Raw genomic sequence first — 15,673 nt, forward strand, 5'->3', positions numbered from 1 at the left:
GAATAGGCCGCGAGGCGGAATAGAAAAATATGAAACTATCATTTCTTAGCTTAGCAAGTGGAAGCAGTGGCAACTGCTATTATCTGGGTACTCCCGAATTCGGGATACTGATTGATGCTGGTATCGGAATACGTACCATAAAGAAGGTGTTGAAAGATAAAGCGATCGACTTTTCCAAAATCGTGGCAGTCCTGATAACGCACGACCATGCCGACCATATCAAGACGGTGGGTTGCCTGGGAGAGAAAATGAATATCCCGGTATACACTACCGCTGCCGTCCATCGGGGAATAGAAAAAAGCCGTTATGTGGAAGAGACGTTGATCGGTTCGCGCCGGGTCATCGAAAAAGAAGTACCCTTTACCATCCGCAACTTCAATATCATCGCATTCGAAGTTCCCCACGACAGCACGGATAATGTAGGCTACTATATCGAATACGGGGAGCATAAGTTTACTTTTGCGACCGACGTGGGCCATATTACGGATACAGTGAGTCGTTATATGCGAATGGCTAACCATCTGATCATCGAGGCCAACTACGACGAGGAAATGCTGAAGTTCGGCACCTACCCTGCTTTCCTGAAAGAACGTGTAGCGAGTCCGACAGGCCACCTGAGTAACCGTGAAGCTGCCGAATTCCTGGCAGCCAACTATGACCCGAAGCTGAAGGACATTTGGTTGTGCCACCTCAGCCGCGACAACAACCACCCGGAACTTGCCTATAAGACAGTCGACATCCGATTGTTTCAAGAAGGGGTCCGTGTCGGCAAAGATGTCTCTCTGATAGCACTTAAGCGCACGACTCCGTCTGATATCTTTGAATTCGAGTAAAAAATAGTTAGAAAAAAGCGACCGAAAAGTTTGCAAAGAAAAATTAAACCTCTATCTTTGCACCCGCAATCGAGAAACAAAGTCCATAAGCAGGAAACAAGGATTGCAACAGATTGACTTGGTAGCTCAGTTGGTAGAGCAAATGACTCTTAATCATTGGGTCGAGGGTTCGAGCCCCTCCCAGGTCACTCAAAGAAAAAACCGATTGACTCGGTAGCTCAGTTGGTAGAGCAAATGACTCTTAATCATTGGGTCGAGGGTTCGAGCCCCTCCCGGGTCACAAACAGCCTGTTATAGAAAGTTCTATGACAGGCTGTTTTGTATTATCTATCCTCCTGATATCCCGATTCTAATAAATTGTTAATCATTTTAATTTATTCTTTTCTGTCACATATGTTACAATTTAAAAAGGACAGATGGTGTACTTTTGTCTCAAATCATTTAATAATCAGTTTATGGAACAGTTACATGCACATGAAGTTCTTTTCATGATGGAAGGAAACAGTTACTCAGAGAGCAGCCTGAGAGCAGCTATCATTAATAAATTCGGTTCGGAACAACGTTTTTATGCCTGCTCGGCCGATAACATGAATGTGGATGAATTAATCGAATTCTTGAAAGAAAAAGGGAAATTCATGCCTATGAATGATGGTTTTACGGTAGATGTCAGCAAGGTTTGCAGTCATTAAATCGATACAAATTATTTTTACCCGAGCCTTTTAAAATACAAAAGCCGCCCTATTCTCACGAACAGAGCGGTTGTTTGCCCACTGAAGGGCTTGGGATACAACGTTATTAGATATGAGGATTAACGTTATAGAGTAAAAAGTATGATTTCACCAATTACATTGAATTTATTGATATACTAGTTAATCCAATCAACAATAAAATCAGCTCGCGGGCCCTCACCAGGACTCTTCGGCTCAATAGGGACTTCCCAGTCCGTTATAAAAGCACCTATATAATCAGATTTGTAACTCACCTCACGGTCTTTTTTATCTCCATTCGATGAATCGTCGCAACCCCATACAAGTGAAGTTCCACGCTCGCCTGCGCGAACGGCATACATCGATCTCTGTTTTTTTTCAGTCCTTCCCCACGCCAAGGGGAGGATACTAGTTTCAGCCAAAGTCATTAACCTAAAATATTTATATACATCTAATCAAACTCACAAAACAACATCTCTTAAAAACTTTGATGTAAAGGTATCCCGCCCGACGCAATGTTTTGCGACAATCTCCGGCTATTTTATTTACGATATTTATAAATGTAGACCCAATACGGAAGCAAACCCTCCGAAAAGGAGGAAACAGACCGAAAAAGAAGAAATTTACTCATTTCATAACAATCCGGCCCATTTTATGATAAAATCAGCTTATTTTGCAACGGCTGGCGGAAAAGGCCCTATACAGGCTTCCAACATTTCCCGCACACCCATTGTTGTATTGATATAAAAATGAACAGAATGAAAAATAAAACACATCAGAAAAGGGTCGCAGCCATACACGACCTGTCCGGATTCGGAAAATGCTCACTCACCGTCGCATTACCTATTTTATCTGCCGCAGGCATTGAAACATCAGCTCTCCCCACAGCCATCCTGTCCACTCATACCGGAGGTATCAGCGGATACACCTACCGCGACCTGACGGAAGATATGCGCCCGGTCATGAAACACTGGAAGTCGCTCGACATAAAGTTCGATGCCATCTACACCGGCTTCCTCGGTTCGTTCGAACAGCTCGACATCGTTAAGGAGTTTTTCGACGCATTCAGGCAGGAAGACAACCTGATACTGGTTGACCCGGTTATGGGCGACAACGGCGAACTGTACACCGTCTTCACTCGCGAGTTCGCAGCCGGCATGAGGATGCTTTGCCAAAAAGCCGACATCATCGTGCCCAACCTCACCGAAGCGGCCTTGCTGCTCGACGAACCGTACCATCCGGGGCCTTACACCCACGCATATATCGAAAGCCTGCTGAGGAAGCTCGGCGCACTGGGTCCGCAGAAAGTGGTACTGACCGGCGTTTATTTCAAGGAAGACGAACTGGGGGCCGCCACCTACGACCGGACGACCGACACGATAGACTACGTCTTCACCCAGAAAATACCCGGTTATTACCACGGGACAGGCGATGTGTTTGCCAGCGCCCTGCTGTCGGCCTTGCTCAACGACTTCAGCCTGATCGACGCGGCGGCCATTGCCGTTCATTTTACGACCGACAGCATCCGGCGGACTTACAAGGCAAAGACCGACTATCGCTTCGGTGTTAATTTTGAACAAAGTTTTCCCGACTTTCTAAAAGAACTCAAACTCGTATAAAGGGTTTCGATTTTATTTTTCATCTTTGCGGCATCATATATATAAGAATATAAACTTCAAAACTCCTATACAATTGATATGAGTAAAATAAAAATTGCTATTTCCGGAATAGGGGCTGTAGGGGGTTACTACGGGGGGTTGCTCGCTGCCCACTACCAGGATTCGGAGGATGTGGACATCTTCTTCATCTCCCGCGGCGAGAACCTGAAGGCTATCAAAGAATTTGGCTTGGAAATAAAAAAATCTTTCAAGAAAACAATAGCCATACCAACCCTCGCAACCGACAATCCGGCAGAGATAGGTCCGGTGGATTACCTGCTCTGCTGCACGAAAAGCTACGATCTGGAAGAAAATATCCGTCACCTGAAGCCGGTCATCAGTCCGGAGACTGTCATCCTACCCCTGCTCAACGGGGCCGACATCGCCGAACGGATAGAAAAAATACTGCCCGGAAGCAGAATATGGAAAGGCTGTGTTTACATAGGTGCGCGGCTCGTTTCGCCCGGATATATCGAGAAATTCACCCTCAAGGACCGTTTGTTTTTCGGACTCAACGGCAAGGATAAGGAACAACAACTGGAGTTAAGGAATATATTGAGCTCCGCCCGCGTGTTATCGACCAACCCGGAGGACATCGACCTCGAGATATGGAAGAAATTCTTTATGATCTCCACGGCAGCAACCATCACTTCTTACTTCAACGAACCGATTAACAGTGTGATAGAAAATCATATCGACCTGTTCATCACGCTGGGATACGAGTTAAAAGACGTTGCCGAAGCCAAAGGAATCAAACTGCCGGAAGATATTGTTTTCTCGTCTATCCAGGCCCAAAAGATGATGCCGAACGGTGCGACCACTTCAATGCACAGTGACTTCAAGCGCGGAGGCCAGACGGAAATCGAGACACTGACCGGCTACGTAATCCGCGAGGCGGAAGCCCTGGGGCTGGATGTCCCCACCTACCGGTTCATGTACAACGGGCTGACACAATTCCCCTATCCCCAATAAGGTCATGAGGAAATCAGCATAGCCTAACAAAATAACAGGGAACGCATACGACGCAGAAAACTCAGAGAAACACAGATATTATATTGATTATTAATAAAATATTCTGCGAAACTCTGCGTTTTCTGCGTTGTTTCTGTTTCCTAATTCCTTTTTTCAGGAAAAACTGTTATCTTTTTCCCGGAAAATTATCCGATATAAGTCTCCATGAATTTGGCATTCGGAGCCGGAGAAATCGTCACCACCTCGGTATCTGCCGGGATAAGCACCGTCTGACCCTGATGAACGAATATTTCGTTTCCTTTATTGTCGCGGATAGAAGCCTTACCCTCCATACATATATATACGACAAACGAATCGAGTTCGGAGAAGTCGCGCACCATCATCGTATCGAGGTCGAGCAGGTTTGTCGTGAAATACTTGCAGTTGGCCAGTTCGACTGTCGCGTTGGTATGTGCCTTATAATGCGTGCGGTAGTCGGGAGACATGGTATAGTCGATGGCATCTTTGGCCAGCTCGGTATGCAGTTCACGCCCGTTACCGTTGGCATCCTTACGATCGTAGTCGTAGATGCGGTAAGTGATGTTGCTGGTCTGCTGTATCTCTGCGATAAAGCATCCGGCACCGATGGCGTGAACGCGACCCGCAGGCAGGAAGAACACATCGCCCGGCGACACTTCATAACGCTGGAGAACGTCCATGATAGTGTTATCGCCTACCCGTTTCACATACTCCTCTGCGTCAATTTGTTGGGAGAAACCGGAATAGAGGCCAGCTCCCTCCGCGGCGTTGATTACGTACCACATTTCGGTCTTGCCAAAAGAATTGTGGCGTTTCATAGCCAGCTCGTCGTTGGGATGCACCTGGATAGACAGGTCATCACGGGCGTCGATAAACTTAATCAGCAGCGGGAAAGTAGAGCCGAACTGGTCCATTACCTTCTCACCGAGCAACTGCTTGCCGTAAGTGCGAATCAGTTCATCGAGCGACTTGCCTTCCAAGTCACCGTTATCGACGATGGAATAGTTACCCTCTACATGCGAAAGTTCCCAACTTTCACCGATACCTTCTTCAACCGGTGTGATGCCCTTAAATGGGCAGATGTCTGAGCCTCCCCAAATAATCTTCTTGAGGATAGGCTTAAAAGTCATTGGATATAACATACTGTGTGTTTTGTTGTTTGATTACTTCTTTATCTTTACTTTTCTCAGTACAACAGCACTGCGTGCCGGAATGTACAGTTTAAGCCATTCTTTTTTGTCTTTTTTAAATAATGGGTCGAATTGTGTGAAATGACGCACCGAATCGTCCGCCAGGCCGAAACCACCGAAACGGGGGGCATCTGTGTTGAGAATCACTTCATACTCGCCTTTAGGAACCAGGAAGCCGTAGTCGGTGTACGATTTCGTCGGACTGAAGTTGAACACAAATACCAGGTCTTTGCGCATGTAGGCCAGAATCTGGTCGCCATCGCTATCCCACACCTTCTGTATTGGGGTAGACTGGAAGTTTTTCACGCTACGGAGCAGTTCGATCATTTCGCGGTCGAAGTCGCCCAGATAGTGATATTTCAAATCCATATTATCTACCAGTTCCCACTGGCGGCGTGCATATTTGTGCGACCATCCGTTGCCTTCGCGCGGGAAGTCGATCCATTCGGGATGTCCGAACTCGTTGCCCATAAAGTTGAGGTATCCGCCGTTGATGGTCGAGGCGGTCACCAGACGGATCATCTTATGGAGCGCCACACCGCGTTCAACAACAGCGTTGTGGTCGTCCTTCTGCATGTGCCAGTACATGTCCGCATCTATCAACCGGAAGATGATGGTCTTATCTCCCACCAGTGCCTGATCGTGGCTTTCGGCGTAACTGATTGTCTTTTCGTCGGCACGGCGGTTGGTCGTTTCCCACCAGATGGACGAGGGATGCCAGTCTTCATCTTTCTTTTCCTTGATCGTCTTGATCCAGTAGTCGGGAATATTCATTGCCATGCGATAGTCGAAGCCATAGCCGCCGTCTTCATAGTTGGCTGCCAGTCCGGGCATGCCGCTCACTTCCTCGGCGATGGTGATGGCGTTCTTGTTTACCTCGTGGATCAGTTTGTTGGCCAGGGTGAGATAAGCAATCGCGTCGCCGTCCTGATGTCCGTTGAAGTAGTCGCCGTAATTGCAGAAAGCCTCGCCCAATCCGTGACTGTAATAGAGCATGGAAGTGACACCGTCGAAACGGAAACCGTCGAACTTATACTCTTCAAGCCAGAATTTGCAGTTCGAGAGCAGGAAATGCAACACCTCGTTCTTGCCATAATCGAAGCAAAGCGAGTCCCAGGCGGGATGCTCGCGGCGTGTACCGCTCAGGAAATATTGATTATAGGAACCGTCGAAACGTCCGAGGCCCTCCACTTCATTCTTAACAGCATGGCTGTGTACAATATCCATGATGACAGCGATTCCCATGCCGTGGGCGTCGTCTATCAGCTGTTTCAGCTCTTCGGGCGTACCGAAACGGGACGAGGCGGCGAAGAAGCTGCTGACGTGATAACCGAACGAGCCGTAGTAAGGATGCTCCTGTATCGCCATGATCTGTATCGCGTTGTATCCTTCGCGGGCAATGCGGGGTAGCACGTTGCGGCGAAATTCATCGTATGAGCCGACTTTTTCCTCGTTCGTCGACATACCGATATGGCATTCGTAGATCAGCAGCGGGGCGGTGTCAGGCTTAAAGCGTTTGTTTTTGAACGCATATGGCTTGACTGGGTTCCACACCTGTGCACTAAATATTTTAGTTTGTTCGTCTTGCACGACACGGCGTATCCAGGCCGGGATGCGTTCACCGCTTCCTCCGTCCCACTCAACCAGCAGTTTGAAAAGGTCTTCGTGACGGAGCAGCTCTTCTTCGAGCGCAATCTCCCAGATACCGTATCCGAGACGTCTCATTTTATATCGTTCGTCTTTCTTCCAGTCATTAAATGTACCGATAAGATAGATAGCTGTGGCATTCGGGGCCCATTCGCGGAACACCCACCCCTTGTTGGTTTTATGCAAACCGAAGTACAGATAGCCGGAAGCCATCTCGGCCAACGTCTGTTTCCCGTTGTTGGTCAGGCTCTTTTCCTTGTCAATCACGTATTGATACCGTCCTTCTATCGCCTCTTTATAAGGGGCAAGCCAAGGGTCATTCTTTATTAGATTCAGCGACTCCATGATTTATTTGAGATTGGTTTAGCGCAAAGATAAAAGAAAAAAAGATACCGTATTGATATTCCCGGGATATTTCTTACTTTTGCATCAAACCCCATGCAATATATGAGTAGAGGAACAAAGAGTATAGCCTTTTATTTAGTGATGATCCTTGTATTCGGTTCATTGATGTATTTTATCGCCAAAGAAGGAGAGAGCCAACAGATTGAAAGCGCCATGACATCGGCCTACGATGCCCCTAAAAACCTCAGTGAAGGTTTTTCCTTATTTTGGGAACTGATGATGCATCATATCCAGTCGCCTATCGGCATCCTGCTGTTGCAGATCATTACGATATTGATTACCTGCCGCCTGTTCGGCTGGTTGTTTCAAAAGATTGGCCAGCCTACGGTCATCGGTGAGATTGTGGCCGGTATCGTACTGGGGCCGTCAGTGCTGGGGCATTTGCTACCGGAGGCTTCGGGATTCCTTTTCCCGGTCGAGTCGCTGGCCAACATCACTATCCTAAGCCAGTTCGGGCTGATCCTGTTTATGTTTGCCATCGGTATGGAGCTGGATATCACCGAGGTTCGGAAGAAATTAAAGGAAACGATCCTAATCAGCCATACAAGCACGATTGTGCCCTTCTTTTGCGGGATGCTTACTGCCTACTTCGTTTACGACACGTATGCCGACAAAGGCACTCCCTTCCTATCGTTCGCCCTGTTTATAGGTATCGCCATGAGTATCACTGCCTTCCCGGTGCTGGCACGTATCATACAGGAACGCGGATTGACGCGGACGCATCTGGGGACGATCTCGCTCGCCAGCGCAGCCAACGGTGACATCACGGCCTGGTGCCTGCTGGCCGTCGTGATAGCCATCGCACAGGCGGGGTCAATGCTGAGTGCGGTCTATAATATTCTTTTCTCCGCCATTTATATCGCTTTCATGTTCTTTGCCGTCCGTCCGTTCCTGAAAATGATCGGACATATTTACCATAATAAGGAAGTGATCGACAAGGGCCTGGTCGCTTTTATGTTCCTCCTGCTCATCATTTCGGCTTATTTGACCGAGATGTTAGGGTTGCATGCGTTGTTCGGCGCGTTCATCGCGGGGGTGGTGATGCCAAGTAACGTGAAATTCCGCAAGATCATGACCGAAAAGGTGGAAGATGTATCGCTGGCCCTGTTTCTCCCTTTGTTCTTCGTTTCGACGGGGTTACGCACAGAGATCGGGCTGCTGAATAGTCCCGACCTGTGGTGGATGTGCGGCGTCTTTATACTGGTGGCCATCATCGGTAAATTCGGCGGTGCCATGTTTTCGGCTCGTTTCGTGGGCGAGAGCTGGAAAGACAGCCTCTATATCGGCGCACTGATGAATACGAGGGGATTGATGGAACTGGTCGTGCTTACGATCGGTTACGAAATGCATATCCTGCCCCCATCCATCTTCGTGATGCTGGTATTGATGACGCTAGTGACTACATTTATGACTATCCCGCTCGTTTCGTTCATCAAGTTCTGCTTCCAGACACGCGAGAAGATCAAAGAATACAAAGCGGTGGAGGTAGCCGACGGCACGTTCAAGGTGTTGCTCTCGTTCGGACGTGCGGGCAACGGGCAGATCATGCTCGACGTAGCCTACCAGATGTTCGCCCATATCCGGCATCAGGTGGACCTTACGGCGCTTCATCTCACCGTCGGTTCGGATGTGAACCCGCTGCACACGGATAACTTCGAGGAAGTCAGCTTCGGGCCTATTCTCTATGGGGCGAAAAAGCTGGGAATCAATATAGAAACGCGCTACGAGGTGTCGAACAACGCCGGACAGGATATCACGGACATCGTAAACACGGAGGGTTTCGACTTCCTGCTCGTGGGTTCGGGCATTTCGATGAGTAACCAGCCGGACGACATCGAGGCGAACCGCTACCGCACCTCTTTCTACAACCGTTTCTTCCGCCGTTTCAAGGCGCCCGAATCGTGGTTTTACCCCGGTGCGCTATTGAAAGACAAGACGAAAATGTTTATCGGAAAAAGTAATTGCGACGTGGGGGTATTCGTGAACCGCGGCTTCGTGAAAGCGAGCAATGTGATCGTGGTGGTCGACTCGGAGAAGGATCTCTTCCTGTTGGAATATGCTTCGACGTTGCTGAAGACAACCCACGGATCGGTCAGCATCCTCGACCGCAGCAGTTCGACGACTCCGGGCAGCGAAAAGATAAAACATGCCATCCGCCAGTTCGTCGATACGACCAAGCAGGCGTCGCTGCTGGCAGACAAGGATATGACAGCGGCGATATTCAGCAACTATAATTTCATGTTGATAAGCTACGATACCTGGAACGACGTCTCTGAACACCGCCGCGAAGCGTTGCAGAAGATGCCGTCGACGCTGATTATGAATCATAAAGAGAAATAAAGAAGATATTTCGGAAGATGCGTTCCCCCAAACAAGAGGACGCACCCTATTTTCAAAAAGGATGCACCCTTTTGACGAAGAGGATGCATCCTTTTTTATTGCGACGTTAATTCAATTTAAACCTAACCCCTAATTTTACCCCGAAAGACATAACCTTCACTTTATCTGTTACGTTTGAATTCATCATGCCATTATAAGGAATACCCTTTCCTACCGTCATGTTCCCATCCGGATGATAAGATGCAGGAGTGGCTAATAGCCCCTGGTCTTTCTTTTTCTTCATGTTGGTGAAACCGTAGTCGATGTAGCCGCCCAACAACAGGTCGATGTCTTCGCCCAGGGTGAACAGGAAACCGAGTTCGGCAGTTCCGGCTACGCCCAGTTTCAGTTTGTTCTTTCCGCTCCAGTCCAACTCGCGGCCGGGATCGTTGATCGTGCCGAAGCCGTGGTGAGGAACAGGCGCCTCCGACGGAGAACCCACGTCGGAAGGGATATGGGGGTAGTAACCCGAAACATTCAGTTCGCTGGCTGTATTGCCTTCGACCTTGTATTTGGCTTTGACCGGAATCTGCAACTTCACTCCCAGACCGGCGTACATGCCCCATTTTTCCTCTTCGCCGAAATGGGTCTGGTACATTGCCAACAGCGGGATATCCAGCAGGAAGGCGGTCTGCTTCTCTTCCAGATTCTTCAATCGGGCACGCAGTTCGAACTCACGCGGGTGGCCGGAGAAGTCATCGTCGTCGGTCATATTGCCCAGTTTCATGTATTTATCGTCGGACATATCACCTGTCAATTTGCCTGTCGTTGCATAACGGGAGATACCTACCCCCGTCGAGAAACCCCAATGACGGTTGAAGAAGTAGCTGTAACGGAGGTCTATTTCATACCCCAGTTTTGCGTTGCGTTTGCCTTTCTCTTCAAAACCTTCGATCTGGTAGTTCAGCTTGTAACGGAAGGAAGAGGAGCCGACACCGCCCGATACCGTCAGGTAAGAGGTCTTCGTTGTATCTTTCTTTTCCTCCCGGTAGTCCTCGCGGTATTCCTGACGCTGGCGCTGTTGCTGCTGGCTGTTGTTATACAGGCTACGCTCTCTGCCACCCGTTTCCTGCTGGGCCGAAACGGTGGTGGCAAGGCAGCCTGCTGCGAATAAAAAGATTGTTTTCTTTATGTTTGAAATTATTGTTGACATATCTCTTAGCTTATTTTACGATGATTTTATGGGTTGTTGTTCTTCCTGAATCGGTGGTCACCTTCACGATGTAGCTGCCTGAAGCCATATTCGCGGGGATGGTGGTTTCGACTGTCGTGGTCGACTGCTTTTCGACCAGCTGACCGTTCAGGTTATAGATCTCGATGACTGCCGCCTCCGAGGCTTCGCCAGGCATGCCCAGCTTGACGGTTATCGGACTGTTCTTCTGCACCATCGTCGGGTAAACAGTGGTTACGGGGAACTGTGTCAGCGTATCGAACGTGATCGGGCAACTCACCACATAGCTGTCGTCTGCACGGTAGGCCTGGATGAAGTAACTGCCCAACAGGCCCTCGGGCACGGAGTAGTAGATCGAAGTGCCGTTCTTCTCGATTTTCTGCCCGTCATGATACCACTGGAAACGAACAAACTCGTTGTCCGGATTGGTGATGTACAGGAATTCGTTCCATTTCACCAGGACTCTCAGGCCGTTCTTGCGCACCGTCACCGTCACACTGCTCTCCATTCCACAGTCGCCGTATACATCTACGTAATAAGAGCCTTCCTTGTCGGACGTCAGGGCAGCCTGGTAGGTGGCCGAGGTCGCTCCTTCGATCGCCTCTTTGTTAAAGAACCACTGATAGGTCAGGTTCAGGCCACGGGCTTCTACGTTCAGGGTGAAGGCGTCGCCGTCACAAACGTATACGGACTGCGGTTGTTTGGTGATCATCGTGGTTTCCAGCATCTCGATTTCGAACGGATGCAGTTCCACCAGGCCCGGCTCGCTTTTCTTGCGCACATACACGTTTCCGGAGTAAACGCCCTTGCCGATTATCCGGTAGACGGGCACTGTGAGATAGTCGGGAGTCACATCTTTATAGTCGGAATCCGTAAAGCCGGCTTTGAGCGCTTCGTCGGAGAAGCGGACGGAATATTCCAGGATATTGTCCGGATCGAGCAGGCGGAATGGTATTCTGAATTCGCTTTCCGAACCGCAGTGGGAGGCGATGTCGCCCAGTTCGATCATACCGCCGTCGCGGATGATGATGGTGTGGATGTAAGGCGGCTCGGTATAATAGGCTGTCAGAGCCACGCTTTCACCGTTGTAGAGTGTCAGCTTGGTCACCGTATACACGTAGGTACCGACCAGCGTGTGGGCTTCGCCTCGGTTGAAGGTGTAACGCTCGGTTCTCGGAACGGCTTCCTCCAACGGATAGTGGTAACCGGCGGGGGTGGCGGTGTATTCGATCTCCCAGCGGTCATAAGTGATGTTATTGAAACCGACCGGACGGATCTGGACGTAGACCGGTGTGCCTTTCACCACGCTTGTCGTAGTCAGATTGTCCACATCGCGGAAGTCCTCGAGTTGGTTCGATGCCGTGGAGACAGACCATTGCAGGGCGCCGTGCGGACCGGGACCGGGGTCTTCGCAGTCTGTGATGACGATGGTGTGCCGGTAGGGCGAGTCGTTATAATCGTATGTCTCGACGATTTTGTTTCCATACAGGTCATACAATGTCAGTTTGGTGACAGTGTAGACATATGTGCCGATTTCCGTATGTGCTTCGCGGTTATTGAAATTATGACGTTCGGTCTTGACGGTTGGATTCATGCCATAATAATGTTCCGCCGGAGTCACGGAGTATTCAACATCCCAACGTTCAAAAGTGATGTCTTCATGTCCGATCGGGCGGATTTGTACAAAGACAGGAGTTCCATAATTCACGGACGTTGTTGTCTGGTCGTCCACGTCACGGAAGTTAGATTGCTCGTGAGTGGTGGTCGATACCGACCATTGCAAAGCCGGTATTTTAGCTATCGGCTTCGCCTGGATGATCACGGTGTGGGTACAGGTGGCGTTACGATAGATATAAGTGGCAACCTCTACCCCATCCTTGTAAAGGATCAGTTTGCTTACATTATAATAATAAGTTCCTTCCAGCGTATGAGCTTCCCCTTTGTTGAAATCGTAGCGAAGGGTTTTTGCGATAGATTCTTCCATCGGATAGTGGTAGTCTGCCGGCGTTGCGGTGTATTCGATGGACCAGCGGTCGTAATCTATGTAGTCAAGCTCTATCGGTCTGATCTGGACGTAAACGGGAGTTCCAACCATCACAGAAGTGGTAGAGTTGTTCTCCACATCGTTGAATTCGAATATCTCCGGAGTTGTTTTAGAGACTGACCATTGCAGCTTCAGGATAGAGTTGGGTTCCCACTGGGCGTACAGGTCGGTATTTTCTGTAATCGTGAAAGTCGCCCCAGGCTGGTATGCCGTACCTGTGCCGTCGGCATTCGTCGTCCATCTCAGGAAAATATGGTTCGGACGAATGGGCAACGCGGTTGCCGGATAGGTGGCGACGGTTACTTTTCCCTCATCATATGAATGCTTATAGGTTTTGTCGGGATCGAAGTTTGAATGATAGGTTACTTCCAAGGCATTTTCTTTCCATATGGCTTTATACATCGCATTCTTCGTCACAGCGGCCGAGCTGACCCAATCTTTTTCTTCCGTATCATCCGTTACCCATTTAACGAACGTCTTACCTTCAGGATGCACCAATTTGTCAGGGGTTGTTGGGGGACTGGATACTTTACCTCCGTTATTGATAACCTTGTAATAATAGGAGGTCTTGCCATCTTCCTGGTTGTAATAATCAGCACCGGCGTAGGTATTGGCCTCCAGACCTGTCCAGTTTCCGCCATTGGCATTAAAACGTACCCAAAGAATTTCGACAGCGCCCGAATCCGAAAAGCCATCACTGGTCGTAATACGAGGATTGCCGTTCTGGTCTTTGCCCATGAGTTCACTCAAAGTAGAGTTATCGACAGTATCATCGGCAAGACCACTTGGTTGTATGTCGGCCAGGCTCTTGTCATTCGGCAGGATCGGTATCGTTTTAATAACACCGTAAAAAGCATCGTTCGCAGTATCCCATCTCGGATCGCCAGCCTTTTTGTTGCCGTAGGCGATAGGTTTAGGATCGGCTACGCCAAAGATATCTTCCAATGATTCTCCGATAACATTATTACCGGTTTTTGATGACCATGAAGAAGAAGTGATTGCCGGATAAATATCAGGATACCCTCCCGAATAGCTATAAGAACTCACATTCCCACTGATAATATTATTCTTTAATGCAGCTTTACCACTGCCATATACAGAAATACCTCCTCCTGCATTTCCGGAAGAGGCAGTTCCTTTCAAAGCATTATTCTTGATAACTGTGTTATTTTCGAAAACAGCCGTCGCTTTGGTATCGACTTCAACTGCACCGCCTCCGTCAAATCCATCGGCAACATACGTACCTTTGCGCTGCTCCCCCCTTGCTACATTAGCATAAAATGTATTATTCTTCACCTGCGCATTCAGCAGGTATTGGCCGACAAGAGCAATCGCACCGCCCTCATCGAAAGCGGTATTCTCTATAAACGTACTATTTGTTATTTCGACTGCCGGTCTGTTCGGATAACTTCCTCCTCCATTATGCACATAAAAATAGAGAGCACCTCCATCGGCAGTGTTCCCCAGTTCGCCATAAGAGTCTATCTCATTTCCAACAAACTCACAATTATCAACTATAAACTTCTCAGGATAAGCATCTTTCAATGAGATAACACCACCACCGGCAGCGCCATCTTTTACAGCTGTATTATTCGTATTCTTGTAGAAACGGCTATTCTTAAAGGAAATAAGATCGGCCACATTCACTGTTATATAAATAATCGCTGAGGCATTCGCCCAGGCACCTTTGGCATAATTATAAGCGAATGTACAGTTTTCCACTTCATAAGAAGTACTTCCCCTCGTATAAATAACAGATCCACCATTATACGAATTTGTTATACCTAAAGAGATAAACGATGATTCCTTGATTGTTACTTTCTTGGAAGAAACATTTACGCCGGCTCCCGGTGGTCTCATTTTAGAAAAAAGACAATTAATTATCTTTAATTCTCCAGGGAAACTACCAGTTACTCCTCCTCCAATATTCGAAGCATCCGGATTCCAGTCTTTTGGAAATTCTCCACCTACTAATTCCGAGTCTTTTACTAATCCGGTAAGAGTCAGGTTTTGAATAGTCAATGTTCCCTCTCCTGATCCGTTGGCTGTAAAATGCTGTTTGTTTAAAGCAGCTTTCAGGGTTTGATTTGCCCCGTCAATAGTGATCTTTGCAGACGAATTGATTGTCAGATCAATAGAAGAAGCCTGCGTGTCAAAGTCCTCCACAAAATCCGCAGTCAGCACAAACACACTATTCTCAGTAGCAGTACTGACTTTCGTTTTTAACTCTGCTACCGTATTCACATCAACCGACGTTTGGGCTATTGCAGGCAACGTCGCCCATAATACCAACTGAAATAGAACATGTACGATCTTTTTCATAATACATTTACTCATAATTCTAATAAAATAAAGTTCAAAATATCTTCATCCCAAAATCAAAAGGGAATCATTTCCACTCTCTACCGACAGTTAAAAACCATTATCAAATCGAGGCAAATTTATAAATTAAGAACTGAATTGAGCATTAATTTTAATACATTAACTCGGCTTTGAAATACAATGGAAGCATGCTTTACATATCCACCATTTATGTTTACAAAAAGAACGAAGCAGCCATGACAACAGGCTCGCAAATTCAATATATTTAACACATCTACATAAAATGTCGCTTATCAAAACAAAAGAGACTGCCCCTTTCGAAACAGT

Annotated in this window: 10 protein-coding genes and 2 tRNA genes; 7 read left to right on the forward strand and 5 right to left on the reverse strand. The window is 48.0% G+C overall.

Features of this window, described 5'->3' with window-relative positions:
* Positions 1–29: 29 nt before the first annotated feature.
* From C825_RS19610 to C825_RS19625, 4 genes are all read left to right on the forward strand, one after another.
* Positions 30–833 carry an MBL fold metallo-hydrolase gene (locus tag C825_RS19610; RefSeq protein ID WP_007653000.1) on the forward strand — a complete coding sequence of 268 codons (804 nt, stop codon included), beginning with the start codon at positions 30–32 and terminating at the stop codon, positions 831–833.
* A 115-nt stretch (positions 834–948) separates the two neighbouring features.
* Positions 949–1,021: transfer RNA gene (locus tag C825_RS19615), tRNA-Lys, on the forward strand.
* 19 nt (positions 1,022–1,040) lie between these two features.
* Positions 1,041–1,113, forward strand: a tRNA-Lys gene (locus C825_RS19620).
* Between the two features lie 175 nt (positions 1,114–1,288).
* A complete protein-coding gene (locus tag C825_RS19625; protein ID WP_010799837.1) occupies positions 1,289–1,522 on the forward strand; it encodes a YecH family metal-binding protein in 234 nt (77 codons plus the stop codon).
* A 176-nt stretch (positions 1,523–1,698) separates the two neighbouring features.
* Here the strand turns inward: C825_RS19625 and C825_RS19630 are convergent, their stop codons facing one another.
* Positions 1,699–1,902 (reverse strand): hypothetical protein, encoded by a 204-nt coding sequence (locus C825_RS19630; RefSeq protein WP_228110494.1) that lies wholly within the window; start codon positions 1,900–1,902, stop codon positions 1,699–1,701.
* A 396-nt stretch (positions 1,903–2,298) separates the two neighbouring features.
* Here C825_RS19630 and C825_RS19635 point away from each other — a divergent pair, with 396 nt between their 5' ends.
* Complete coding sequence (locus C825_RS19635) at positions 2,299–3,159, forward strand: pyridoxamine kinase (protein WP_007652997.1); 861 nt, start codon at positions 2,299–2,301, stop codon at positions 3,157–3,159.
* A gap of 78 nt (positions 3,160–3,237) precedes the next feature.
* Positions 3,238–4,170, forward strand: a complete 933-nt coding sequence (locus tag C825_RS19640; RefSeq protein ID WP_007652996.1) for a ketopantoate reductase family protein — start codon at positions 3,238–3,240, stop codon at positions 4,168–4,170.
* Between the two features lie 185 nt (positions 4,171–4,355).
* Here the strand turns inward: C825_RS19640 and C825_RS19645 are convergent, their stop codons facing one another.
* Positions 4,356–5,330, reverse strand: coding sequence for a type I phosphomannose isomerase catalytic subunit (locus C825_RS19645; protein ID WP_010799839.1), 975 nt, complete (start codon positions 5,328–5,330; stop codon positions 4,356–4,358).
* Between the two features lie 21 nt (positions 5,331–5,351).
* Positions 5,352–7,370, reverse strand: coding sequence for an alpha amylase C-terminal domain-containing protein (locus tag C825_RS19650; RefSeq protein ID WP_010799840.1), 2,019 nt, complete (start codon positions 7,368–7,370; stop codon positions 5,352–5,354).
* 102 nt (positions 7,371–7,472) lie between these two features.
* Here C825_RS19650 and C825_RS19655 point away from each other — a divergent pair, with 102 nt between their 5' ends.
* Complete coding sequence (locus tag C825_RS19655; protein WP_007652993.1) at positions 7,473–9,770, forward strand: cation:proton antiporter; 2,298 nt, start codon at positions 7,473–7,475, stop codon at positions 9,768–9,770.
* 106 nt (positions 9,771–9,876) lie between these two features.
* On the opposite strand, the gene C825_RS19660 is transcribed toward C825_RS19655, so the two are convergent.
* Positions 9,877–10,962, reverse strand: a complete 1,086-nt coding sequence (locus C825_RS19660) for an outer membrane beta-barrel protein (protein ID WP_010799841.1) — start codon at positions 10,960–10,962, stop codon at positions 9,877–9,879.
* A 10-nt stretch (positions 10,963–10,972) separates the two neighbouring features.
* Positions 10,973–15,346: a T9SS type A sorting domain-containing protein gene (locus C825_RS19665; RefSeq protein ID WP_010799842.1), complete on the reverse strand. Its 4,374-nt coding sequence runs from the start codon at positions 15,344–15,346 to the stop codon at positions 10,973–10,975.
* Positions 15,347–15,673 lie beyond the last annotated feature (327 nt).

Source organism: Parabacteroides sp. ASF519 (assembly GCF_000364265.2).
GTDB classification, from domain to species: domain Bacteria; phylum Bacteroidota; class Bacteroidia; order Bacteroidales; family Tannerellaceae; genus Parabacteroides; species Parabacteroides goldsteinii.

Bases quoted from the DNA above. Each gene is read 5' to 3' on its own strand.
- C825_RS19610 (WP_007653000.1), top strand. From the start codon at position 30: ATGAAACTATCATTTCTTAGCTTAGCAAGTGGAAGCAGTGGCAACTGC.
- C825_RS19625 (WP_010799837.1), top strand. From the start codon at position 1,289: ATGGAACAGTTACATGCACATGAAGTTCTTTTCATGATGGAAGGAAAC.
- C825_RS19630 (WP_228110494.1), bottom strand. From the start codon at position 1,902: ATGTATGCCGTTCGCGCAGGCGAGCGTGGAACTTCACTTGTATGGGGT.
- C825_RS19635 (WP_007652997.1), top strand. From the start codon at position 2,299: ATGAAAAATAAAACACATCAGAAAAGGGTCGCAGCCATACACGACCTG.
- C825_RS19640 (WP_007652996.1), top strand. From the start codon at position 3,238: ATGAGTAAAATAAAAATTGCTATTTCCGGAATAGGGGCTGTAGGGGGT.
- C825_RS19645 (WP_010799839.1), bottom strand. From the start codon at position 5,330: ATGTTATATCCAATGACTTTTAAGCCTATCCTCAAGAAGATTATTTGG.
- C825_RS19650 (WP_010799840.1), bottom strand. From the start codon at position 7,370: ATGGAGTCGCTGAATCTAATAAAGAATGACCCTTGGCTTGCCCCTTAT.
- C825_RS19655 (WP_007652993.1), top strand. From the start codon at position 7,473: ATGAGTAGAGGAACAAAGAGTATAGCCTTTTATTTAGTGATGATCCTT.
- C825_RS19660 (WP_010799841.1), bottom strand. From the start codon at position 10,962: ATGTCAACAATAATTTCAAACATAAAGAAAACAATCTTTTTATTCGCA.
- C825_RS19665 (WP_010799842.1), bottom strand. From the start codon at position 15,346: ATGAAAAAGATCGTACATGTTCTATTTCAGTTGGTATTATGGGCGACG.